Raw genomic sequence first — 22,391 nt, 5'->3', positions numbered from 1 at the left:
TGAGTACACTATACACAAAACATGAAATTTAAGTAAATGCTATCAATAGGCTAGCGCTTGTTGACGATTTGCTCAAATGCCTACGTACCGTGGCCATATCATTACCCATAAGTATGTCCAAAAGCGCGTGTAAATACTTCACGCGCTTTAATATATTCATAAAGGGTTCGTAAACCTTTCCACATCACAATAGGACCGGGCTCACCGTCATGCTTTCGTCCGAGAAAACCTCCTAATTGGGCAATCATTCTCAGAGTATCTTTCAGGGTTGGGGGTTCATTTGGAGGGGGTTTTTCATAGATCATAACATAGGCGGTTTGCCATTCTATGGGCTCAAATAGACATTCACTGCTTAATGATGGGGAAGCACGACCAACCATGGTCATGAACAAAATACGCCAAGCAACAATAAGATACAGAGCGAGGCAAGGGTCAAATCGTTGCTTGTTGCTTAACTGCAATTTTTCAATAGCGCATCCGCTTTTCAATACCTTGAAAAAAATTTCGATCTGCCAGCGACATAAGTACCATTGAATTACTTGTAACGCTGCTTCCAAGTTGGATATAGGTACACTGGTTAAAAGTGTCCACTCGATTGCTTTCTCTCCAGGCGGTGGGTTTGTCTCTGTGGCAATGATTGTTGTTATTTTAACGGGGGTAAAACCTTCTTTTGCTTTATCCCGAGGAGGGAGCAAAGTCACTTCTTTTGCATAAATATCTTGTGCTACTTCTCGTTTTTTTCTATTTCCAAATGAGGACGTAGTAAATGTTATTTTTCCAATACTGGAAGAGGCTTTTACGCTTGTTTTTAATTTATTGCGTTTTTTAGGTTGATTCTCATCCAAAATAGAACGATCGAATGTTGCTCTAATCACCCAATCGGCAGTTCCTTTAGCGAAAGCTGTATTCGCTTCATGATAGATATCATAAATATCACCTTCTCTATCAGCAATATAAACAAATTGAGTATCGGGCATTGCCTTAGCAAGTTTTGTGGCTTTTTTATAACCTCTGACCCACCGGTAACTTTCCTTGTCTTTTATTGCTTTTGAATCACGTTCAGCTCTTCGTTCTTCTGAGCTTCGATGCGTAAATTTTTCCCGTGACCACTGTTCATAGTCAACTACTCCTAAACATTCGCGGTTGGGCGTTACCGCAAGAGTGGGATGAAGAAAAAGACCCCGCACGTTATCTTGTTGAATAGGGCCAATATCTTCACGTTCTTTTTGACCGCTATAGTTAAGCGTTGTTGTGTCTTGAAGCAATAAGATAATCGGATGTTCTTTAATTCGCTTAAGGGTGGCTATGCGATGAGGTTTTATAATTTTTTTTGCGGTAACCGTATTATTCTCAAAAAATCGATAGGCTGCTTTGGTTTCCGACCAACCTTTACAACTTTCAGGTATACTTGATGTTGGTTTATCACTAAACCTTTTTAATAACTCTTTTGCTCGTTTATTTAAACGTTGATCGCCGATATTCACGGAACCATACTCATGGTCGATCCAATCCATGGATAATACTGCCTTTAAAAAGGCAGCATTATCTCAAAAGTAAGGAAAAATTAATATAGCATTACTTATGGGTAACGATATGACCGTGGCACGTAGGCATTTGAGCGAGATCCGGAAAACAAAATGTTAACAGTTCCTAACTTTTAAGTCCGACTTTTCTGAATTCGGCTTCCTGTAATCGTTTGGCGAAATCCTCATCGGTTTCATCTTTATCTGCTACAGCAGAATCGAGCGTTTCTATAGCCAGTTTATTCTTAATGTCAGCAAACAGCCCTTCTTTTACCACAGCATTGACAAGTTCAGAGACATTCTCCCTGTATTTTTGCCTCTTTTCCTCACAAGCCTGAGCAGAAACGGTCGTTTCTATAACCTGTTTTGCTTTTTTCTCTACGGGTACTTTTGAAATGAATTCTTTCTTCACAAAGACCGTTTCAATATCTTCGGGCTGCTCTTCTACTGGAAGCTGCGTTTGAAGCAATTCAACAAGGATTTCTTTATGGCTTTTAACCTGATATTCTTCATCGACCATGCTGCGATAAGCATTCACCACCCGCGAACCACAATCATAAGGATTTAATTGCTCGCCCGTGGTTTCAAAAACCAGGTTTTCACCACACTCACCGATATATTCTTCTTCACCTACAGTTTCCAAGAAATCAATGCTTGCCTCTAGCATGGACTCTTGTCTGGGTGTCAATTCATGTTCATCGAGAGGTTTAGAATCCTGCACTGACCAGACTCTTTCTTCATCTATTTTTTCATTCTTTAGATAAAACCAATGCCCATCATGAGTAACGGGTAAAAATACCGTTTTTTCTTCTTGCATCCCTTTTTCAATTAATCGTTGCACAACTTCTCTTTGTTCAACAGAAGCTTCGGTGAGAGAAAATGGCTCAGATACCAGAATTTCTTCACAAGAATCGGAATTGCGGAACAAGTCTTTCATATCTTGAACCGTTAACAAGGTATTGTTTGAGACTGCCTCAGTTTTTTGATATTGATCGGCCACGCTTAAATAAGCGCTATGGTGCATTTCTCGAAGCTGTGTGTCGGATTCAAGCAATTTAGATTCAAATTCGTTCTTCCATGCCAGCATTTTTTCCGGCTCAGTGGAAAAAACAACTTGTAATTCGCTCATTAACCGGCGCGCTTCACTTATTTTCAGTGCAGTCAAATTGTATAGACGAAGGTCATTGTCAATGCACCATTGAATAATTGCCTTTTTATTTTCTTCATCGCGCCAGAATACCTGTAGCTCGGGAGCGACAAAATTTTCTACAAGAGGCATATATTCATTAGCCAGTCTTGTTTGCTCTTCTCTTGATAAGGCCATCTTTTTTACCTCGATGAAGTCATGTTTTTGTCGACAGACAAAATAATGAATTTATTTGATAATTAATATAATACCTCTTTTAGATTAAGAAAAAATTAACAATTACAATCAAGTGAAAATAAAAAATTTGTGCCACACAAAAAAAGGAATATAGACAAGATGGTTTGGAAATAACCCACTAATTTAAAATGAATTTTATGATCATATTCGACAAAACGGAGCATTCTTATGCTTTTTATGCCCTCAAGTGAGGATAAGCCTGGCATCTGCTATCTTAAATATATAATGGATGTTTTTGTGTTTTGAAATTTAAGGAAATAAAAATGGGAACAAAAATTGAATTTGAGAGCCAGGGAAATAAACTCTGTGGAACATTAGAAACCCCTGAATCTGGTGGTTACGCTTATGCTTTGTTTGCGCATTGCTTTACCTGTGGCAAGGATATTGCCGCAGCAAGTCGAATTTCACGAGCCTTGACCCAAGGAGGAATTGCTGTTTTGCGCTTTGATTTTACTGGTTTAGGTAACAGTGATGGTGATTTTGCCAATGCTAACTTTTCTTCAAATGTTCAGGATTTGGTTGCTGCAGCAGATTTTCTTCGTAATACCTATCAGGCCCCCCAACTTCTTATCGGCCATAGCCTGGGGGGCGCTGCGGTTTTGCTGGCCGCTCAATATATCGATGAAGTCAAAGCAGTCGTGACCCTTGGGGCGCCATCGAACGCAGAACATGTCAAACATCATTTTCATTTATCTTTGGATAAAATTGAACATGAGGGTGAAGCTTTGGTGAAACTGGGTGCCAGGGAATTTAAAATTAAAAAGCAGTTTTTGGAAGATATCAAACAATATAAAGATACCATTGAGGATAAAAGTCATAAAGCATTGCTCATCATGCACTCACCTATGGATGCTGTAGTCCCTATTCATGAGGCTGAGAAAATATATCGCGCGGCAAAGCATCCCAAAAGTTTCATCAGTTTGGATAAGGCAGATCATCTTTTAACGAAAAAGGAGGATTCAGAATATGCAGCGAAGGTCCTGGCGGCCTGGTCCTGGCATTATGTTGGAAAAAATGAAAAATAAGGAGCAATGCAATGGAAAAACCGAAGCCTGTAGGGATTAATCATGTGGCTCTTGAAGTAGGAGATGTGAAAAAAGCTCTGGACTTCTATGCACAAATTTTTGATTTTTCATTACGGGGTCAAAGTGAAAAGCATGCTTTTATTGAGTTGGGCGATCAATTTCTGGCTCTTATGAAAAGCAGCGAGGAGAGAAAAGATAATTTGCGTCATTTTGGTTTAGTGGTGGATTGTCGAAAAAAAGTGAAAGAGCTGGCTGAAAAAGCCGGGGCAAGGATACTGGAAGGAGCCTTTCTGGACTTTCTCGATCCATGGGGTAACCGCGTACAGGTGGTGGAGTATGCCGATGTTCAATTCAGCAAGACTCCCGAAGTATTAGCGGGGATGGGGCTTGATCTAAAAAAGAACCCAGACACGCTCAAGGCGCTTGAGGAGAAAGGAATGGCGCCTTAAATTATTTGTGTTACAAATTATTGCCTGTGAATAGCTTTTTTGACTCATGGGAATTACAAAGTATTGCCAGATTGCTTCTCATCTTTTTCCTCTAAATCAGAAGAAGGACTAGGCTCAGGAGTGCTTTTCATTTCTCGCAGATCTCGCAGAGAGGCGCGCATATCTTTAGCCGGATTTTCCTGAGACTTTTTCCACTGATAATCCGGTTTCATCATTTCCATCAACTGAGATTTTAATTCTTCCTTTTCTTCACCCTTAGCTTTATTCCACTCATTATATGTTGTGAGAAAGTCACTCACGTGTTCTGGATTAATCTTGGGCTCATAGAATTCTCCCTTGCCAAAGGACACTTTCATATTGCCTGTTGGCTTGCCATCAGGAGTAATTTCAATGGCTGCAAATTTACAATTTTGATCAGACATCTTTTTAAAAAATTGACTGGCTTCCTCGGGACTGTTAAATCGAAGAACAGGGCGTCCTTCTTTATCATTTTCGAGCTGCCTGTCAGGAAATTGCTCTTGATAAGCATTAATGATCTGTTGATAATCGTCATCGAGCGCTTTTTCCTCTTTTTCTTCTATGGCGGGCTTAGGGCTGCCAACTTGCAAGGCATAAAGTCTTCTTGCCTCTTCTTCCTTGGCGGCCTTAATTCTTGCATTTTCAAATTCTTCATTTTCACGTTGTTTTGCGTTTTCTATTTTTTCCTCTGACATTTTTCTCTCACGTTGTTAGATAATGACCCATTCTAATCTTAAATTATAGACTTTAAAGCCTGCAGTTGAAAATTTTTCATAATTTTTACAATATTCACACGATTCGCAAAAATTTTTTATTGCACAAGATGAACCTAGGTTTTTTGCACCATTCTCGAATAATCAATGATGATACGGAATAGATTTTTTATAAAACTTTGCGGCAGATGGTATTTTTCACACCATTGTCCATAAAGCCTGAACAGTTTTTTTTCTTGTGCAGGATCAATAATGGCCTTGCCTTCTTTTGATTTTAAAAGGCCAATTTGTCGTGATAGCTCCTGACGTTGAGCAAGATGCTTAATGATATCGTGGTCGATATTTTCAATTTTTTGTCTTAATTGTTCAATGCTGCTCATGATTGATCCTTATTTAACTTTCTTTACCGTTATACTTTTTAACTATAATAAATGCCGTTAAATTGGGGCTGTGATCCTGGATGTTTTTGGCCATGACCTTCAGGCCATATATTTCAGACGCGCGTTCAGGGGCTATTACGGCCGCCGTTGGAGGAAGAATGTCTTTTGCCAGATCATGTGCTGCTCTTGCTGTATCGATCCATTCCTTCCATTCGATGTGATGGAATCTTTCTTTCAAATAGTGCCGGCATTGGGCAATCCCTTGTGAATGAGAGACGATATTATCAATTTGATGAATCGCTGTGCCTGGAAGTGTTAACAGGCATTGTTTAACATCAAGCCAGTATTCATCGATGGGGAGAAAAAGATGTCGTCCCATGGCTTTAAACGCGGGGTTAACCAATCCTCCATGAAGATTAACGACGGGAAAAATTCCCATATCAACCGTTTCTTTTTCTACGGCGGAAAGAACCGATTCCATATCGGTCAGGTGAATCAGTGAAGGTTCAATTCCGGCACGTTCAGCGTAATTTAAACCCGCCTCTTCCGAGAAGGAACCAGGGTCGCCAGAAACTCCGAGTTTTATTTTCATCATGATATCCTGATGTTAATTATGCGAATTGAAGAAGGAGTTCTTCCGTTTTTTGCCATCCAAGACAGGGATCGGTTATAGACAATCCGGATAGATCCACCGTCTTTGGCTGCTTTATATTCACCGTTTGCTTGCCTTCTTGCAAAAAGCTCTCCACCATAAATCCTTTCACCAGTTTTCTTAAATCCGGTCTCGATTTTAAATCTTTTAAAAGATTTAAAATAATGGAGGGTTGTAGACGGTAATCTTTTTTACCATCGACAAGGCAATTATCATGACTGGCATCAATGATCAGAGACGGATGGTGAATATGATGCTTATCCATTTGGCGTTTGGCTTCTTCAAGATGCTGTATGGAGTAGTTGGGAGCATGATTTGCTCCCCGCAGCACTAAATGAGCATATTGATTACCATGGGTTTGAACTTCATCTCTGTCAAAAACCGCAACATGAGGATGTTGTGCGGCAATGATGCTATTTACAGCAATCGCTAAAGAGCCATGGGTCGGATTTTTCAAACCTACAGGACAATCCAGCGCGGAAGCAAAAATGCGATGTTCTTGATCTTCCGAACTGCGAGCACCGATGGCGACCCATGAGAGCAATTCCAGAAAGCCTTTGGCGTTATGGGTAAATAAAGCCTCATCGGCAATGGGTAAGCCCATTTCAATAACTTTAATCATCATGTCACGGGTATATTTGATACCGGCCTCGATGTCGGGAGGGGAAAAAATATCGGGTTGATTCACAGGACCTGTCCAACCTTTAGTGGTTCGTGGTTTTTGAATGTAGACACGCATGATCAATTTCAACTTGTCTTTCACCAGCTCATTCAATTTTAAAAGTTTTTGTGCATATTTCAGTACGGCTTCTTTTGGCCAGGCAGAACACGGACCAATGATCATAAGAAGCCTGTCATCTTTTCCTTCTAAAATATTTTTTACTTCCCGGCGATCCTGTTGAATTTTTGCTTGAGCAGAGGGGGATAAAGGAAAGGCTTGAATAATATCTTCAACGGGGGGTAATGTTTTGATAACGGTATAGTTCATGGACACACTCCTTCTTTTTGGTTCCGACCTCCTTACATTTATCGGGGATTTCAGGATACCAAAAAACCCCCAACTTGCTGGGGGTCAGAGCGTTAAACGACTTATCTGCCGCCCAGCAAGTGGCTAAAAAAGCTAAAATAAAAAAACTGAGCACAGGAAAGGGCAAAGCTTTGAACATTTAACTTTGATGGGCAGCTAATAAGGTTCATTAAAAAATTGTATAAAAATTGACTAATTATTAAAAAATATCACAATATTTATTATTTGTAAATGCATTTTCTAAATGGAATCTTTATACTGAATGAGGCTTAGTAATATTTTTAGCTTTGGGCCTTGCAACGTTTTCTGTATTTAATGAGTTATAATATATGAAACAAATCTAACGAACCGAGCCTAAATCTCTATCTTCTTCTTTTGCTTCAGTAAAAAAGGTTAACTCTTCACAGGATATGATTTTATCGTTCTCGAACGTGAAATGAGCAATCACTTTACCTTTAACCAGATTTCCTTTTTGGGTGATGGCCTCTACTTGGTGAATGGTGGCTACTTTGTTTTTTTCAGCCACCACGGATTTAAATTCAATCGATATGGTTGCTATTTTTTGCCTTTGAGCCTTGAGATGTTGCAGAAAACCCTGATAATCCAGTTGGTGGCCATCCACCCATTGCTGATAATCCTTGCTGAAGAATTCAGCAACGGTTAGGTCGTCAATCTGATTTTCTTCAAAAATAGTTTTAAAAGCCTGCTTTAAAATGGATTTATTTCTTTCAGTCATGTTTTGCTTCATTGTTTTCATTATGCTTATTCAAGCATGCTCTCATGGGGGGTGTTTCATAGCCCATGTCCTTGCTCAATAAATTCATAAATTTAAGGTTATCATCCGCTTTGGCGCCCGACCACATTGATTTGTCACAGGCATTTATATCACACATACCGGCAAAAGTAACGTAAGCGGTTCCTTCTTCAATTTTACAGTTACAGTGAGCGCTGCGTGGATCATTTTTGTCAATGAAACACTCCTGATCCAGACAATTGGTCCATGGCGTGCCTGCTTTGCAATGAATGTATTTATAATGCATCCCTCCAAAGGAAAAAGTGGATAAAAGCTTTGTCTGTTGATAAGGGGCAGTTTGTGGATTTCGTTGCTCACAAGCAGAGTAGCCAATGTTTTTCCCCTCCCAAATGCTACACGTACACAAAGCTCGGTCTTTCATGCCAGGAATGGCTTGGCAGGGCGCAGCATTGCAGAGGACGTATTTACTATCACAAACAACAGGTTCTTTACTATGAGCGATTGTGATGAAAAAAACAGATAAGAGGATAAAAAGAAAGCGGCCTTGGTTTTTCACGGCATGTTCCTTATGCTGATATCATTAGATGGAATTACTACTAAAATTAATAGACGAAGAAAATAAGCCCGTCAAAGAGTAAAACATGAATGCGATTATTACCAATGCACTCACCAATGCCCTGCATGCCCTGTTTCTTTTAAGCTACTTTTTACTTGCTTTCTGGCAGTGGCAAAAAGGAAACAAGCGGTTTACGGGATGTATTGTTTCCTTCTTTTTTGTGGTGTTTCTTCTGAAAGTTCTTGGTGTTCTCGTCCATTATTTAAGTGGAAATGAATATGTGAGTAACTTATGGCTAGCTATCGCAATGGGCGTCATATTGCATAATTATTTGCTTATCCATGCCATGCGTATGCCTGAAATATTAAGAGCCATGACCATGATTTTTTCTTTGCTGCTCATAGGCTGTTTTATTATTGATGATCATTTTATTTATATCGCCATATTATTAATTACAGTGTATCTGCTTGCCGCTTTGTATTCAGAAAAATGGACACGTTTTGGTTTTATCGCTGTGATCGTTGCCAACATTATCTGGATAGTCCTGCGTGAGAGCAGTCAACTTTTTTTCGGGCGTGAAATACCCGTTGAATGGCGATTTGATAATGATGTGTATCACTTGCTATTGATTATTGCTACGTTCATCATTTATCTTTCCATAAAAAGAGGGGATTGGAGTTATCCAAAAACTTAGACTGTACCATGAGATCTGATATTTTGTTTGTTATTTTTCACCTCTGATAAAATAAATGGAAAAGGCAAATTGATATTCGCCCGCATATTTTCTTTGACATTCTTTTTCAAAAACGTTGACCATCGCCTCATTGATCAGCGGAATTCGCTCAGCCGGGATCTGTCCTTGATAAAAACCAATGCCGTTTACAAATTTACGAAAGACATCCAAAGAGGGGAGAAGAATGCTTTCCTGGTGGCGTTCAACGGTTAATGATGTAAAAGGGATATCTTTTATTTGATTTCCAAGATTCTTAAGTTTGCTGTAGTCCACAGGTGGGTGGAAATGTTTAAGCTCAGGAAACTGACCGGACGCTTTTACCTCCTGATAAGTCGTCATAAAAGGGTCATCTCCCGTGGGAAACAAAGTGAGTAATTTTCCTTCGGGTTTTAAAGCCAGAAAAATGTTTTCAAAAGCCTGGTGAATATCAGACGTCCATTGGAGGCACCAGAAAGAAACGACATAATCAAATGTTTCCTTAAAATCCATGGAATTTACATCATCTTTTTGCAGGTTAAAATTAGAGTAACGCTCGGCAACGTTTTCAGCCAGTTTTAACATGTTTTCTGAGGAGTCAATTCCTAATAATGTTCCCTGAGGTATTTTTTGCAGAATTTTTTGGCTGTATTTACCGTTGCCACAACCGATATCCAAAACATTATCCGTAGGTTTCAAATCCAGATAAGATAAATACTGATCAGCCACAGTGGACTGAATATAAGAACCGATAGCATAGTTATCGGCCGGCCATTCCTTGTGATTTGACATTTCATCTCCTTATCGTCATTCACCATAACTAGGTCTGTCGAAAATCTAATTGTCGACAGACCTTAAGCATTTGCAACTTCATGTGAAATAAGGATAGGATAACTTTTATTTTTGCCAAAGAATACGATTTAATCGATAAAACAGGACATGCATGGGTTAGAGCGTTCTTTAAATGGAGATTGAAGAAAAAATGACTTACCAGCCAGGGGTGATTCGTCAACACGCTTATCGATATATCTTTACTGTAGTGCTTGTCGGTTTTGTCAGCTGTCATTCTTTTGTCTTTGCTCAAAAAAATACGGTAAATAAAGAGCAAAATGCGGTGGAAAAGCAGATCTCCAATGTTCCGGAAAAGGTGGAAATTATCCCTTCAGCTCGTGATGAGGAAATTCGTCAACGACTTGAGAACATCATGAATGCCACCCAGTGGTATGGGAAGTTGGATATCCGCGTCGATGATGGGGTTGTTTTTTTACAGGGAGAAACAAAGAAAGAAGAATATAAAGAATGGGCTGAGGCTCTTTCAAGAAAAACTCAGGATGTGGTGGCTGTTGTTAATAAAATTCAAATCAAAGGCGCTTCTGCCTGGGACATTCGACAGCAGGTGACTACTGTGCTCAGAGAGCAGTGGCAAGGGTTAGTCAGAGCCTTGCCCTTCCTCGCTCTTTCTCTGTTAGTGCTTATCATCACCTGGCTGGTTGCAAAGCTTGTTTCTGCTTCCACACGAAAATCCTTGCATTATCGTAAACTACATCCGCTTTTAACGGATGTTATTGCTCGAGGTGTAGCTTTATTTTGTTTTCTCATAGGTTTTTATATTGTTTTACAGACTATGGGATGGACAACCATTGCTCTGACTTTACTTGGAGGCACAGGTGTATTAGGTATTATTCTCGGTATAGCTTTTCGTGATATAACCGAAAATCTTCTGGCCAGTGTATTGCTCAGCATTCAAAGTCCTTTTGATAACGGCGATCTCGTTGAAATTGCAGATGTGACTGGATATGTTGAAAAATTAACGATACGTGTCACGATTTTGATCACTCTGACAGGCCAGGTGGTTCAGATTCCAAACGCCACGGTTTACAAATCAAACATTTTCAATTATACGAGCAGTCCGAATCGGCGGGAGGAATTTATTATCGGTATTGGTTATGATGAGTCTGTTTCTTTTGCACAGGAAATTGCTTTAAAGGTGTTAATTGAACATCCTGCCATTTTAAGCAAACCGGAGCCTTTAATTCTTGTATCGGAGTTGACACCTGAAACGGTAAATTTACGCATTTTATTCTGGTTCAATGGTAATGAATACAATTGGCAGAAGGTTAAATCATCAGCCATACGTCTGGTGAAACGTGCTTTCCAGGAGAATGATATTTTCATGCCAGGAAGGGAAATGGTTTTAAGTTTTGAGGATAAACTCCCGGTTCAACTGCTTCGGGAAAAAGATAAAGCCCCTGCAAAAAGAAAAGTTAAAGAAGAAAAGGAATCAGACAGTGTTTCAACCCATGCTGAGGGTGAATTGCGCAATGAAGCGTCTGATATTCAGCAACAGGCACGTCACAGCGATGCCGTAGAAAAAGAAGCTGATCTTTTACAATCTTCCAGGGACTCAGGTTAACTGTCCTTTTTATGTATAATCTACTCTTTTTATGATGCTGCATGAACTGTCTGCCTCTGAAAAAACTCTACAGATACTTGTTTCGTGATGATTGTTTGGGAGATGTATGACTAAGAAAAAAGAACTGTTATATAGCTATGTAACAATTTCCTCAGACGCTTTGCGTATAAATAGAAATGCCAAATGTTATTACGAAACAGCATTAAAGTTTTTTTTGCCTGTTGAAGTGATTCCTGAGATAGACGGTTTCAGATTGAACCTGGGCAAACAACATTATTATTTTAGTGGCGTTGGTGCTCCGTTTAATAACAGCGGCAGCATAGCCGCCTCAAGAAATAAATACAGCATGAATCGTATTCTGGACAGAGCAGGGTTTCCGGTCCCAAAAGCCACATCCTTACATATTAGCGAATATCAGCAAGGAATGCTGGAAGAAAAAATATCGAAATTGTCTTTTCCGCTTGTGGCTAAACCTTTACTAGGGAAGCTGGGTCGGGATGTGCTGTGTAATATACAAACCTTAGAGCAGTTAAAGAAATATTTAGATGAAAACTTGCCTTATTATGAATTTGTGACCATTGAAGAGTTCCACGGAAATCTGAATTCCTACCGAGTTCTTATTTTCAATAAACGGGTTATAGGTGTTGTGCAACGTTATCCGGCCGAGGTGTGTGGAGATGGTATACACACGCTTAGAGAACTTATCGATATCACGAACGATAAACGCCTTACCATCAGTGATACGCTAAGTCCTATCACAGTGGATGAGGAATGTGAGATCAGGCTTAATGAATTGGGTTTAGATTTAAGTTATGTGCCGAAAAAAGATGAGTCGGTTATATTAGGGTACACCAGCAATGCATCTCGAGGTGGAACTTATTGTTCTTTGGGGAATAAAATTTGTAAAGAGAATCGTCGATTATTAATTCGGGCGGCAAATGAGCTCAATATAACGCTTGTAGGGTTTGATGTTCAATGCACTGACATTAATATACCCATTGAAACTTCGCAAGGTATTATTATAGAAGCGAATGATGGACCCAGTGTCAGAATTCATGAGTATCCGATGGCGGGATATCCTGTTAAAGTAACCCGTAAAATCATACGTAGCTATATTTATCGTCATCCTCTTTTATATCTTAAAGTTTTATATGAAAATCGTCATACGGCTTTATATTTCAGAGTGAGTCTTTTAGTGGTTTTTTTGCTGGCCCTTACAGTTATCCTGCTTTGATAAATAACTCATGTGACGCAGCTTCGTCTTTTTTGCATCTTTGGGCGCATTTTGGAATTTTAAATGCTCATTTACTCCATGTAAACTGCGCTTTAAAATTCCAAAATGCGCCCAAATTTTCTAAAAAATACTGTGCTGCGTAACATGAGTAAATAAGGCCAATTTGAGACAGGAAAAACGCTTTTCGAACTGCGCATTAATAACATAAGTCAATAAATGCAGGATTATTCTTCAAGTTTTTGGGTATTTAATTCCATTCCATCGTAACCGACATGAATATGTATATTGAATGCCTTGCTGTATTCTTTTAGTTTTTTTCTCGATTTTTCAATATCCTTATAAAACCAACTACCAAAATGGACCAGACAAATATGTTTTGTAAAAGGATTAAAAAATTTTAGTAGATTCGGTATGCCGGTATGACCATATAGTTTTTCGGATTCTTTATGTTTTGAAATCCGGCCGCCTTTGCGAATGAAGCTGGCTTCAGTGATGACTAAATCGAGATCAGTCAGAAGCTGATGATGCTCCCTATTAATCCAAATCATGTCGCCTGTGTATAAAATCTTTTCTTTATTTTTTTTAATCAAGTAGGCTTGTGACTTTACTTTATGGCTATGATGGGTTGGAATGGGAATGATTTCAAATGAATCGATTTCTTTTTTACAGTCAAGTACCTGGACATTGACCTTACCTTTGAATGTTTCTGGAGCATACAGAGGAATTTTAATGTCCGCTTCTTTTCCAGGTTCACGAACGAAATAGGCATGATCAGGATGAAGATGGGTAATAAAAATAACATCCGGATGATACTGTAAAAATTCAGACTCCCCACAGTCAAATAATAATTTATTCTCAACCAATACTCCTGATTGATGAGAATGATAGGGGGCGGATGGTTCAATTTCACCTCTGGTACCAAGAATTTTTATTTTCATAGGATTGTGAATTTGATACTGTTTTTTATAAGACGGGCGAAATACCGCTATACCCTGCCATAGGCATCACCGGCTTCCCGTTCACAAACTAAAACTCGCGAATTTTCAAGTGCAGCTAAACGATGAAAGGTAATGGACTGATAGTCTTCGCTTGTTAATAATTCTTTAAATCGACTCACTGTTGGCCACTCGACGATACTGAAATCGTCCCATCTTTCCTCTTTGGGTGCGATTAAATGGTGTAAAACTGGAGCCCTGAACACAACTTTTGCATTTAATTTGACAGCCATAGGGTAGACAAGTTGAATAAAACGTCCATAAGCCTCGCGTCCGGAACAGGGTGATTGTTCTGGATGTTCACTATAATCAGCTTCTACTCGATATTGTAATAACGTAAGGACTATAATAGGTCCCGTATTAAGGCCCAATTTATCCAGGTCGTCAAGCTGTTCCTGGGTATGTTTAAGTGTAGACATCTTCTGCACTCCGTTGTGGAAAAAATCCGTAGTTTGAAAATCCTAAGCCCATTTTAAATCTAGCAACCCGCTGGTATAGTGTCAATGAAATACTCCTGAAGGGAAAATTCTGCGGTAACTGCGGCTAATTGGTGGCAAAATGGCTTTGATTCCTTGAATAGGACTTGCTGTTTAGTAGATGGTATAGAGGAATATCAGTGGATAAAAATACCGAATATTATTATAAAAGTGCACAGCATTATTTCCTGCCTGTTGAACAGATTAACGGGGTAGAAGGGTTTCGGTTGAAATTGGGTAAAAGAAATTTTTATTTTTATTTTCGTGATATCTGCTTTAACAATTTAAGCAGCGCAAGAATGGCAGAAAATAAATATTTTACCAATAAAATATTGGAAAAAGCGGCTATACCTGTGCCTAAGGCCGCAATGATGTACATTGCCGAGTACAAATATGGTGTATGGGAAGAAAAAATATCCAGCATGCAATTTCCTATAGTCGTTAAGCCTACCCTGGATGGATTAGGACGAGGAGTTTTGTGTAATGTACAAAACATTGAGCAGTTAAAAGCGTATCTGGATACACTTTTTAAATCGTATGATTTTGTATCCATTGAGGAGTTTCATGGCCAGTTAAAATCGTACCGTATTCTGGTTTTTGATAAACGTGTCATTGGTGTTATTTTTCGTGAGCCCGCTCATGTTATCGGGGATGGACAACATAACATTCAAGAGTTGATAGAATTGACTAATCAAAAACGCAGTAAAAATGAGATCTTAGCTCCTATTCGCATAGACGAAGAATGTCATTTCCGCCTGGCGGAACAGGGAGTTAAACTGGATTATATTCCGAAGGAAAAAGAGAAAATCAAGCTGGGCTATACAAGCAATGCCAGTAGAGGTGGTTCATTTACAGCATTAAAAACCAGGAGTATCTGTAGGAAAAACAGACAGTTAATGGCTCGTATTGCCGAGCTGTTAAATCTGGGGCTGGTGGGAGTCGATATAGAATGTGAAGACATCGGCATTCCTCTGGAATCATCGAGAGGAGTAATTCTGGAGGTTAATCATAGCCCGAGCATCAGGATTCATGAAGATCCACTTGTTGGTGATCCCAATCCGGTTAGCCGGAAAATCATACGCAAACTTATTTTTCGTCATCCTTTTTCCTATCTATCTGTTCTTTATCATCATCGACAAACCCATGTCTATGTAAGAAGCTTTATTTTACTGTCTTTTTTGGTCATACTGTATAATATAGTATCAAGACTAATATAAGTTTAAGTTGACTGAAAGGGCAATGGATTCAGTTATGATAAATACAATACAAATTTTGGATGTTTCCCTGCGCGATGGTGGGCATCGAAACAATTTTGATTTTGATAAGGAATCATTGCAGATTATTTTAACGTCTTTGGATAAGTCTGGTATTGAGTATATTGAGGTAGGCTATCGAAATGGCTATGTTCCTCCTGTTGAATGTCTTGGTGTAGCTGGAATCTGTGCGAGAGACTATCTTCTTTTTTGTCGTTCACTCATCAAAAACAGCTCAATCGCTATCATGGTTCATCCCCAGAATGTCACTAGGCGCGATCTTCGGGAACTGAAAGAATGTGGAGTGGATCTGCTGAGAATCTGTGTGGCTAAAGGACAGCATGCAGAGGCTTGTCCGCTCATTGATATGGCCAAAGAAATGGATTTAAAAGTCTCTGTCAATTTAATTCATATTTCCCATTACCAGCCAGAGGAGTTGGAAGCTGTCCTTGAACTCATTCATCAACATCAACCGGATATGACTTATTTTGCCGATTCCAACGGCAGTTTGTTTCCGCATCACATTGACTCTATTTACAGAACGTATACCGCACGATACCCTATGCCTTTTGGCTTTCATGCCCATGATAATCTGGGTTTGGCGCAAGCTAATGCGCTGGCGGCAATTGAGGCTGGCGTAAAATACATCGATGTTTCCCTTTCAGGCATGGGTAAGGGGACAGGAAACTTGAAAACGGAATTTTTCACAGCCTATATGCACGCTATGAAAAATAGAAAATACAAATTGCAACCTATTCTCGTTGCTGCCAATTATGTGCGCGAGCATCTTAACATTGGTCATGAACCGGTTGAGATGGATGAGTTTATTCGGGGTATTTCTGATCTTTCGACAACAAGACTCAAGCAACTGAAAGAAGGCGGGCAATATTCAAATATACTTCCGGACTAAAAAGAGTAACATACCAATGAAAAAAAGGACAATACTGGTGATAGGCCCTGTTTCACCGCAAGCATCGGATATGGCCATCGCAAAAAACCTGATGTTTCTGGAAGATCATTATCAGCTGGATTATCTGGATTCGCTTGTGATTATGAATGATGAGTCCAAGGAAGCTTACTATGAATGGTGGAAAAGTTATCTTGAAGATCGCTTGCACTGCTATGATGCATTTATGGGTTTTTCTTTTGGCGGTGTCATTTTGCAGCAAAGTTTTGCTCTGTTTGAATCGGTAAAAAAATCCATTATTCTGTTCTCAACTCCGAGTTTTGCTGATGTCTCTTTACATGCGAAGTTAGGTAAGGTTGTTTCCCTTTGTGAAAAAAATCAGTTAGATGAGGCCTTAAAGGTACTGTACCAGGACGTGTTTTTATCCACTGATCATCCTTCATTTGATTTTACGGATCTGGACAGGGATGTAGCGGCTGAACGTTTGATTTTCGGTTTAAATCGTGTCCTTGAAACAGATTCTCGACCGATCTTGAAGAAAAATCCTGTTGAGCACTTGCATCTGATAGGGGAATGTTCTCAATTGGTCAATGAGAAAAACGTGATGACTCCAAAAACAGGATGTTTGATGGGTGTTCCCATGGCTGGCATGCGAGTACTGCAAGATAATCCTGTCTTTTGTCAAAGGGTCATTCTGGAGAGATTAAGTCGTGACCTCGGATAAGCTAGATATCGTTGTTTTACCCGGTGATGGTATTGGAATGGAGGTCACGAAAGCCGCTCTTCCTGTTTTTGAGGTTCTTAAAATACCGGTAAAGCTGCATTTTGCAGACATAGGCTGGTCATTTTGGCAGGAGGAAGGCACAGCGCTTCCAGAGAGAACCTGGCAGCTAATCCAAAAGGCAGATGCAGTTTTACTGGGTGCTGTTACCAGTAAGCCACAGCGTGAAGCTCAACAGGAATTAGCGAAACAGTTGCAAAAAAAGAACCTGCAGTATGTCTCTCCTATCCTTCAGCTAAGACAGAAACTGGATTTGTATGCTAACCTAAGGCCTTGTTTCAGTTTGCAAGAGGATAAATCCTTTCATTTTTGCATTGTTCGGGAGAACACAGAAGGTTTGTATGCAGGTCTTGATTATTATCCTTTACCGGAGGAATTACACCGTTTTATCTTAAAAGAGAAGGCATGGAAAGACATTGCAAAAAATGAACTAAGCTGTTCACTCCGCCTGCAGACATATGAAGGTTTATCGCGTATCTTTCAGTTTGCTTTCCGCTATGCCGATAAACATCATATGCCACGCGTCACCTTGGCTGATAAGCCGAATGTTCTTCGATACAGCAGCGTTTTTGCCAGGGAGTTGTTTGAGACGGAAGCTCATCAGTACCCACATATTAAAGCGGATATTCTGAACGTGGATGCGGTAGCCTTGTGGTTGGTGCGTCGCCCTGAGGAATTTGGTGTCATCGTGGCGGAAAACATGTTTGCCGACATTTTATCGGACGTAGGCGCTGCTGTGATGGGCGGGCTTGGCTTTGCACCGAGCGCAAATCTTGGAGAAAAGTACTGTTATTTTGAACCTGTTCACGGCAGTGCACCACGACTTAAAACTAATCAGGCCAATCCAGCAGCGATGTTTTTAACCATCGGCCTGATGCTTGAGCATCTGGGTTTTAGTGAAGAAGCTGAACGCATAAAAACATCCGTTAAAATGGTCGTCAAAGAAAGGCGTTTTCTCACTTATGATCAGGGCGGGCATGCCAGCACACAGGATATGGCGGAGGCTATTATGGATAAATGTCGGTACAGCCACCAAGGGAATCAGGAAATGGGGCAATGCGAAAAATGGCGACAATTATTGGCTTTCAGTTCTACAGAGATTTCAGATGCACTGGACTCATGTGGGGTAGAAGGTGCCTTATCGGGTATTAAACCATTGACAGGCAACACAAAACTTGTGGGACCTGCTTATACCATAAAATATGCTCCCTATAAAAAAAATACCCAAACTTTTAAAGGAGCTGCCAACTATATTGACGAAGTTCCTGCTCATTCGGTGATTGTCATTGATAATGAGGGGCGTGAAGATTGTACAGTTTGGGGTGATATTTTGACTCAGACTGCATTGCAGAGGGGGATTTCTGGTACGGTGGTTCATGGTGCTATCAGGGATGTAGAATTGATTCGCCAATACCGTTATCCTGTGTATTGTAAAAATTACACCATGCGCTCAGGAAAAAATCGAGTCCATAAATCGGCTGCGCAAGTACCGGTGGTGATTAACAATGTGAAGATTCATCCTGGTGATATTATTTTTGCTGATGATAACGGTGTGCTTGTTATTCCTGTGCAGCTAATTGATGAAATTATCGACAAAGCGAAGAACATTCAGCAGACCGAGCAGAAAATTGTTGAGGCGGTTAAAGCTGGATCCAGTTTAAAACAAGCCAGGAAAGAGTATGGTTACGATAAACCCTGGTTGTCGCAGGGGAAGAAAGAATAATTGAAAGCTTTAAATGAGTATAGTCTTATTGATATTCATTATCACGCTGAACCTGATTTGTATCTTCGGCGCTTGAATGCCATTGAGGCAGGAAAACACTACCAGGCACAGGACGCTGCCGTTGTGTTAAAAAGTCATTTATGCAGCACCAGTGTCCAGGCCAGCCTCTGTCAAAGCCAGGGTTTGCCGGTTTTGCCCTCTTTGGTCTTGAATCCTGTAGCCGGAGGAATTGAACCCAGCGTTATTATCCAGGCTTTGGCCGCTTACAAGCCTTTGATAAAAGCTCATATGATTGTGCACTTTCCCACCATAACCGGCCGTCAATTTCAGTCACGTCTGCAAAGACAACTCGTCTATCCTTCTTTAAGGAGTGAGTTATTGCAGGCAGAAACTTTATTTAATGAAGATTCGCAATTAAAAAAGAAAGCTGTTGATGTTCTGAAAATGGCTAATGATTACCCCATTGTATTGTCAACAGGACATGCTTCACGTGAGGAGACTTATCAACTCATTGATGCTTGCATCAAATACAATGTGCGAGCTTTATTATTAAATCAGCCGGCTCATCCTTTAATGGGTTTGAAAGCTCAAGAATTAAAGGAAATAGCCAGACATGATTTCGTCTGGATAGAGCAAACCTTGCTGACATATCTTTTAGGGCATCAGAGCAAGGAGGATTTAACTGAGGTTTTATGTGATGTGCCCAAAGTAATGTACAGTTCAGATTTAGGCCAGACAAATCAAATGAATGTGAAAGCCTGGTTTGATTTTACTGAAAAACTCTTTACCGAATTGAAACTTTCTGAAAAAAGGAAAGATGAAATCTGTCGAGAAAATGCATTGGCAATGCTGACAAACCATTAATCTGGCTTCTCACCATTAGTGCTCAGCTCTTCCCGGGAAAGGCCTATTTGGTCCATCCTGCAAGAAAATTTCACTCTAATTTGGAATATGGCTTGAGCTGGATTCTAGTTCCAGACTGGCATGGTGCTGCATATCCGTCATCAATGAGACTTGTAATTTCTCAATCGAATCTTCACTATTGATATCGTCTAGTGCATTTACCAATACAGGTCGGCCTTCAAGTACCAGCTTAGAACAATAAAGCTTTGCTTTATTACGAACTTCCTGATTTGGATCGTTTAACAATGTGGTTACCAATGTTTTTAAGTACGAGTGCTCAGTTTTACCTAAACGACCATCCAATGCCTCTATTGTTTTTATGGCTGCAAGACGAGTCGAGTAATGTAGTTTGTCATTAATAATACCATCGATAATAGTCATAATTTGAGCAATAGTTTCAGGTTCAATACTATCACGATCAGGCAATAGTTTTGTCAGAGCTAAAAGTCCTTGTTTGGCAATGGCGTCATTTTCTGATGAAATACTCTTTAACACGGGATTAATAAACTCAGCTTTCAGTTTTGCAGGTAATGATGGAGCAATAAATTTTATAATCTCTAATATCTTACTGTGGTCTGTTTTTTTATCACTTAAAGCGTGAACATATTTTTTCATTATCTCCAGCACCCGATCTTCATCCTGACAAGTCAAGACATAATTTAAAACTTTTCCTGCGGCATTCCGAATACTTTGCTTTTCTTCTCTTTCAATAATAAACAGGATATCCTCAATGCTAATCTTTTTAAGAAGTCTGGGATTATTTTGAAATTGAGATAAGCCATTGAGCGCTTTTTCACGGGCGTCTAAGTTTAAACTGTCAAAATTTACGAGCATAAATTGTGCGATTGTATCCTGTAAATCCATTTCGGAAAATGACAAAATAAGGACAAGTAAGTCAACGTCGACCGGGGATAAGGTTTCTTTTGCAGATAAGATATTATAAAGAGCGTATGCGAAGGAATTTTTTTCTTCTTTTGTCGTATGATTCATAACATACGTCAATCCTGATATTAAAGATTTCTTGAGTTTTTCATTACCGGGAGACTGAAGTATATATTCAATATTTATCAAGACCTCCTGGGGGAAAGAGAAATGGGGTTCAGTCTTAGCTATCTCTATGAGAACATTCAGTGCCGCACAGGCTTGTGCTAGATTCGATCTCTCTACTTGTTTTAACGTATTCAGAGAGTTAGTTAATATACTCTTTTTATCTGACTCCTCCATTTTTGTCAAAAGTAGACCAAACATTTGCAGATGGTTGGTATAAAATTGTAAATTGGGATCCTGAAGTTCGGCAAGAATATCCTTGCTAATGCCATTCTTTTCCGTTTTTTCACAATCTGGATACAATTCTATTAATAACTCCATTGCCGTTTTTTTATTGGAGGAAGGGCGGCTCTTTAGGCGTTCGCTCAATAATGCCAGCATATCCTCCCTGAGTTCAGAGGAAGTATCCATGTTTTTTATTAAGGGCGCTAGTTGACGCAAAGCCTCATTAGCTGCAGAACTACGAATCTTTGGAATAGCTTCCGTTAATAACAGTTGGATCAAAGAATACTTCTCATCGTCTTTCATAAAAGGAGCCAGACAATGAACAAGATAACTTAGCTTAAGAATTTTTTTACCATCCCGCGGGTCCAGATTATCAGGTATCATTGCAAGCAAACGTTTTTTTGTATCTTCGGAGAGTTTGTGCACAATACTTTCATTTGTAAGCAAACTTTTAAGCAATCCTTTTGCTTTTTGTCGCACAAGTGAATCATCATGCACCAATAAATTGCTGACTTCCACAGCAATGGAATCCAGGCTTTTGGCATTGATGGTTTCAAGCAGGCAAACAGCTAGCTCCAAGCTATCGATAAGACTGTGAGGATCTTCTTTGGTTTTAAGGTTTTCGATGATTAACTTGATAATGGACGCAGAGTTTATGTCTTCATACCCGTTTAATTTCATCAGGACCATCAATCCATTGATCATAAAATGGATATCATTAATATTCGCGCTGCTTCTAAGCTTGCTACGCAAAGTTGTTATCTCGAAAGGGACGCTGCTTTGAACGTCTATAGCTGGCATTCTTGCCCAATGTTCTAGAAGTTGGCGCTGAAAATGTTGGGCTTGCAAATCGTTTTTATTGAATAATGTTTCGATCACGGAAGGATAATTTCTCTCATTATCATCCAACAGTCGCCTTAAATCTGGGAGAAAGTCAGTCGGGGAGTGTGTAAAAAAATGAAATTTTTGTGCTGATTTTATCGTTTGCTTTCTATGCCCTTCAGATTTTCCCATATCTTATAACATCCTATAGATCAAAGCTGCCTTGACTATTATTAATTCAAATATACCATAATTTAAATTTTATGCAAAAAAAGGTATATGATAGTTCAGGACAAAATCATACCAATTAAAACACAAACAATAAGATGTCTTTATTTCACTTCGTTCGAAATGACGGCAATTTGGTTTTATTTGGATGATATGATTTTGCCCGTACGAAGTGTATTTAATTACCTGTAAGA

Annotated in this window: 22 protein-coding genes; 10 read left to right on the top strand and 12 right to left on the bottom strand. The window is 39.5% G+C overall.

Going from position 1 to position 22,391, the window contains the following annotated elements:
- Positions 1–101: 101 nt before the first annotated feature.
- Entirely contained in the window at positions 102–1,514 is a 1,413-nt protein-coding gene (locus E4T55_RS04645; protein ID WP_058500493.1) for an IS4 family transposase, read from the bottom strand.
- Between the two features lie 136 nt (positions 1,515–1,650).
- Positions 1,651–2,847, bottom strand: coding sequence for a hypothetical protein (locus E4T55_RS04640; RefSeq protein WP_058502539.1), 1,197 nt, complete (start codon positions 2,845–2,847; stop codon positions 1,651–1,653).
- A gap of 323 nt (positions 2,848–3,170) precedes the next feature.
- Between E4T55_RS04640 and E4T55_RS04635 the strand changes: the two genes are divergently transcribed.
- Both E4T55_RS04635 and E4T55_RS04630 read left to right on the top strand, forming a co-directional pair.
- Complete coding sequence (locus E4T55_RS04635) at positions 3,171–3,932, top strand: alpha/beta hydrolase family protein (RefSeq protein ID WP_058502540.1); 762 nt, start codon at positions 3,171–3,173, stop codon at positions 3,930–3,932.
- Between the two features lie 11 nt (positions 3,933–3,943).
- Positions 3,944–4,381 (top strand): VOC family protein, encoded by a 438-nt coding sequence (locus tag E4T55_RS04630; RefSeq protein WP_058502541.1) that lies wholly within the window; start codon positions 3,944–3,946, stop codon positions 4,379–4,381.
- Between the two features lie 53 nt (positions 4,382–4,434).
- On the opposite strand, the gene E4T55_RS04625 is transcribed toward E4T55_RS04630, so the two are convergent.
- From E4T55_RS04625 to E4T55_RS04600, 6 genes are all read right to left on the bottom strand, one after another.
- Positions 4,435–5,094 carry a hypothetical protein gene (locus tag E4T55_RS04625; RefSeq protein ID WP_058502542.1) on the bottom strand — a complete coding sequence of 220 codons (660 nt, stop codon included), beginning with the start codon at positions 5,092–5,094 and terminating at the stop codon, positions 4,435–4,437.
- Positions 5,095–5,228: 134 nt separating this feature from the next.
- Complete coding sequence (locus E4T55_RS04620; RefSeq protein WP_058502543.1) at positions 5,229–5,492, bottom strand: chorismate mutase; 264 nt, start codon at positions 5,490–5,492, stop codon at positions 5,229–5,231.
- A 13-nt stretch (positions 5,493–5,505) separates the two neighbouring features.
- On the bottom strand, positions 5,506–6,087 hold the full coding sequence (locus E4T55_RS04615) for a prephenate dehydratase domain-containing protein (protein ID WP_223168299.1): 582 nt from the start codon (positions 6,085–6,087) through the stop codon (positions 5,506–5,508).
- A gap of 16 nt (positions 6,088–6,103) precedes the next feature.
- Positions 6,104–7,132, bottom strand: a complete 1,029-nt coding sequence (locus E4T55_RS04610) for a 3-deoxy-7-phosphoheptulonate synthase (protein WP_058502545.1) — start codon at positions 7,130–7,132, stop codon at positions 6,104–6,106.
- Positions 7,133–7,511: 379 nt separating this feature from the next.
- The gene (locus tag E4T55_RS04605; protein WP_058502546.1) at positions 7,512–7,907 is read right to left on the bottom strand and encodes a nuclear transport factor 2 family protein; all 396 of its coding nucleotides are present in this window, start codon (positions 7,905–7,907) and stop codon (positions 7,512–7,514) included.
- On the bottom strand, positions 7,900–8,481 hold the full coding sequence (locus E4T55_RS04600) for a hypothetical protein (RefSeq protein WP_058502547.1): 582 nt from the start codon (positions 8,479–8,481) through the stop codon (positions 7,900–7,902). Before E4T55_RS04600 ends, E4T55_RS04605 begins: the two co-directional genes overlap by 8 nt.
- An 85-nt stretch (positions 8,482–8,566) precedes the next feature.
- Here E4T55_RS04600 and E4T55_RS04595 point away from each other — a divergent pair, with 85 nt between their 5' ends.
- Complete coding sequence (locus tag E4T55_RS04595) at positions 8,567–9,175, top strand: DUF6962 family protein (RefSeq protein ID WP_058502548.1); 609 nt, start codon at positions 8,567–8,569, stop codon at positions 9,173–9,175.
- Positions 9,176–9,205: 30 nt separating this feature from the next.
- Here E4T55_RS04595 and E4T55_RS04590 read toward each other — a convergent pair whose 3' ends face one another.
- A complete protein-coding gene (locus E4T55_RS04590) occupies positions 9,206–9,982 on the bottom strand; it encodes a class I SAM-dependent methyltransferase (RefSeq protein WP_058502549.1) in 777 nt (258 codons plus the stop codon).
- 172 nt (positions 9,983–10,154) lie between these two features.
- Here E4T55_RS04590 and E4T55_RS04585 point away from each other — a divergent pair, with 172 nt between their 5' ends.
- On the top strand, positions 10,155–11,603 hold the full coding sequence (locus E4T55_RS04585; RefSeq protein ID WP_058502550.1) for a mechanosensitive ion channel domain-containing protein: 1,449 nt from the start codon (positions 10,155–10,157) through the stop codon (positions 11,601–11,603).
- A gap of 106 nt (positions 11,604–11,709) precedes the next feature.
- Complete coding sequence (locus tag E4T55_RS04580) at positions 11,710–12,837, top strand: UDP-N-acetylmuramyl peptide synthase (RefSeq protein WP_223168298.1); 1,128 nt, start codon at positions 11,710–11,712, stop codon at positions 12,835–12,837.
- 224 nt (positions 12,838–13,061) lie between these two features.
- On the opposite strand, the gene E4T55_RS04575 is transcribed toward E4T55_RS04580, so the two are convergent.
- Positions 13,062–13,775, bottom strand: coding sequence for an MBL fold metallo-hydrolase (locus E4T55_RS04575; RefSeq protein ID WP_058502551.1), 714 nt, complete (start codon positions 13,773–13,775; stop codon positions 13,062–13,064).
- Positions 13,776–13,822: 47 nt separating this feature from the next.
- Positions 13,823–14,251: a DUF1330 domain-containing protein gene (locus E4T55_RS04570; protein ID WP_058502552.1), complete on the bottom strand. Its 429-nt coding sequence runs from the start codon at positions 14,249–14,251 to the stop codon at positions 13,823–13,825.
- A 197-nt stretch (positions 14,252–14,448) separates the two neighbouring features.
- Here E4T55_RS04570 and E4T55_RS04565 point away from each other — a divergent pair, with 197 nt between their 5' ends.
- Genes E4T55_RS04565 through E4T55_RS04545 form a run of 5 tightly spaced genes read left to right on the top strand, consistent with a single transcriptional unit; the run spans position 14,449 to position 19,836 of the window.
- Positions 14,449–15,525: a UDP-N-acetylmuramyl peptide synthase gene (locus E4T55_RS04565; protein ID WP_223168297.1), complete on the top strand. Its 1,077-nt coding sequence runs from the start codon at positions 14,449–14,451 to the stop codon at positions 15,523–15,525.
- 37 nt (positions 15,526–15,562) lie between these two features.
- Positions 15,563–16,471 (top strand): beta/alpha barrel domain-containing protein, encoded by a 909-nt coding sequence (locus E4T55_RS04560; RefSeq protein WP_065236018.1) that lies wholly within the window; start codon positions 15,563–15,565, stop codon positions 16,469–16,471.
- Between the two features lie 16 nt (positions 16,472–16,487).
- Positions 16,488–17,192, top strand: a complete 705-nt coding sequence (locus tag E4T55_RS04555; protein ID WP_058502554.1) for a hypothetical protein — start codon at positions 16,488–16,490, stop codon at positions 17,190–17,192.
- A gap of 37 nt (positions 17,193–17,229) precedes the next feature.
- The gene (locus tag E4T55_RS04550; protein WP_058502572.1) at positions 17,230–18,972 is read left to right on the top strand and encodes an isocitrate/isopropylmalate family dehydrogenase; all 1,743 of its coding nucleotides are present in this window, start codon (positions 17,230–17,232) and stop codon (positions 18,970–18,972) included.
- Positions 18,973–19,836: a DUF6282 family protein gene (locus E4T55_RS04545; RefSeq protein ID WP_058502555.1), complete on the top strand. Its 864-nt coding sequence runs from the start codon at positions 18,973–18,975 to the stop codon at positions 19,834–19,836.
- Between the two features lie 75 nt (positions 19,837–19,911).
- Here the strand turns inward: E4T55_RS04545 and E4T55_RS04540 are convergent, their stop codons facing one another.
- Positions 19,912–22,161 carry a hypothetical protein gene (locus E4T55_RS04540; RefSeq protein WP_115325282.1) on the bottom strand — a complete coding sequence of 750 codons (2,250 nt, stop codon included), beginning with the start codon at positions 22,159–22,161 and terminating at the stop codon, positions 19,912–19,914.
- Positions 22,162–22,391: the final 230 nt, after the last annotated feature.

Origin of the sequence: Legionella israelensis, assembly GCF_004571175.1 — a bacterium.
In the GTDB taxonomy this organism is placed as follows: Bacteria; Pseudomonadota; Gammaproteobacteria; order Legionellales; family Legionellaceae; genus Legionella_D; species Legionella_D israelensis.
The sequence above is the reverse complement of the archived record's forward strand: the minus strand, read 5'-3'. Positions and strand labels throughout refer to the sequence as shown.

Bases quoted from the DNA above. Each gene is read 5' to 3' on its own strand.
- E4T55_RS04645 (WP_058500493.1), bottom strand. From the start codon at position 1,514: ATGGATTGGATCGACCATGAGTATGGTTCCGTGAATATCGGCGATCAA.
- E4T55_RS04640 (WP_058502539.1), bottom strand. From the start codon at position 2,847: ATGGCCTTATCAAGAGAAGAGCAAACAAGACTGGCTAATGAATATATG.
- E4T55_RS04635 (WP_058502540.1), top strand. From the start codon at position 3,171: ATGGGAACAAAAATTGAATTTGAGAGCCAGGGAAATAAACTCTGTGGA.
- E4T55_RS04630 (WP_058502541.1), top strand. From the start codon at position 3,944: ATGGAAAAACCGAAGCCTGTAGGGATTAATCATGTGGCTCTTGAAGTA.
- E4T55_RS04625 (WP_058502542.1), bottom strand. From the start codon at position 5,094: ATGTCAGAGGAAAAAATAGAAAACGCAAAACAACGTGAAAATGAAGAA.
- E4T55_RS04620 (WP_058502543.1), bottom strand. From the start codon at position 5,492: ATGAGCAGCATTGAACAATTAAGACAAAAAATTGAAAATATCGACCAC.
- E4T55_RS04615 (WP_223168299.1), bottom strand. From the start codon at position 6,087: ATGATGAAAATAAAACTCGGAGTTTCTGGCGACCCTGGTTCCTTCTCG.
- E4T55_RS04610 (WP_058502545.1), bottom strand. From the start codon at position 7,132: ATGAACTATACCGTTATCAAAACATTACCCCCCGTTGAAGATATTATT.
- E4T55_RS04605 (WP_058502546.1), bottom strand. From the start codon at position 7,907: ATGACTGAAAGAAATAAATCCATTTTAAAGCAGGCTTTTAAAACTATT.
- E4T55_RS04595 (WP_058502548.1), top strand. From the start codon at position 8,567: ATGAATGCGATTATTACCAATGCACTCACCAATGCCCTGCATGCCCTG.
- E4T55_RS04590 (WP_058502549.1), bottom strand. From the start codon at position 9,982: ATGTCAAATCACAAGGAATGGCCGGCCGATAACTATGCTATCGGTTCT.
- E4T55_RS04585 (WP_058502550.1), top strand. From the start codon at position 10,155: ATGGAGATTGAAGAAAAAATGACTTACCAGCCAGGGGTGATTCGTCAA.
- E4T55_RS04580 (WP_223168298.1), top strand. From the start codon at position 11,710: ATGACTAAGAAAAAAGAACTGTTATATAGCTATGTAACAATTTCCTCA.
- E4T55_RS04575 (WP_058502551.1), bottom strand. From the start codon at position 13,775: ATGAAAATAAAAATTCTTGGTACCAGAGGTGAAATTGAACCATCCGCC.
- E4T55_RS04570 (WP_058502552.1), bottom strand. From the start codon at position 14,251: ATGTCTACACTTAAACATACCCAGGAACAGCTTGACGACCTGGATAAA.
- E4T55_RS04555 (WP_058502554.1), top strand. From the start codon at position 16,488: ATGAAAAAAAGGACAATACTGGTGATAGGCCCTGTTTCACCGCAAGCA.
- E4T55_RS04550 (WP_058502572.1), top strand. From the start codon at position 17,230: ATGGAGGTCACGAAAGCCGCTCTTCCTGTTTTTGAGGTTCTTAAAATA.
- E4T55_RS04540 (WP_115325282.1), bottom strand. From the start codon at position 22,161: ATGGGAAAATCTGAAGGGCATAGAAAGCAAACGATAAAATCAGCACAA.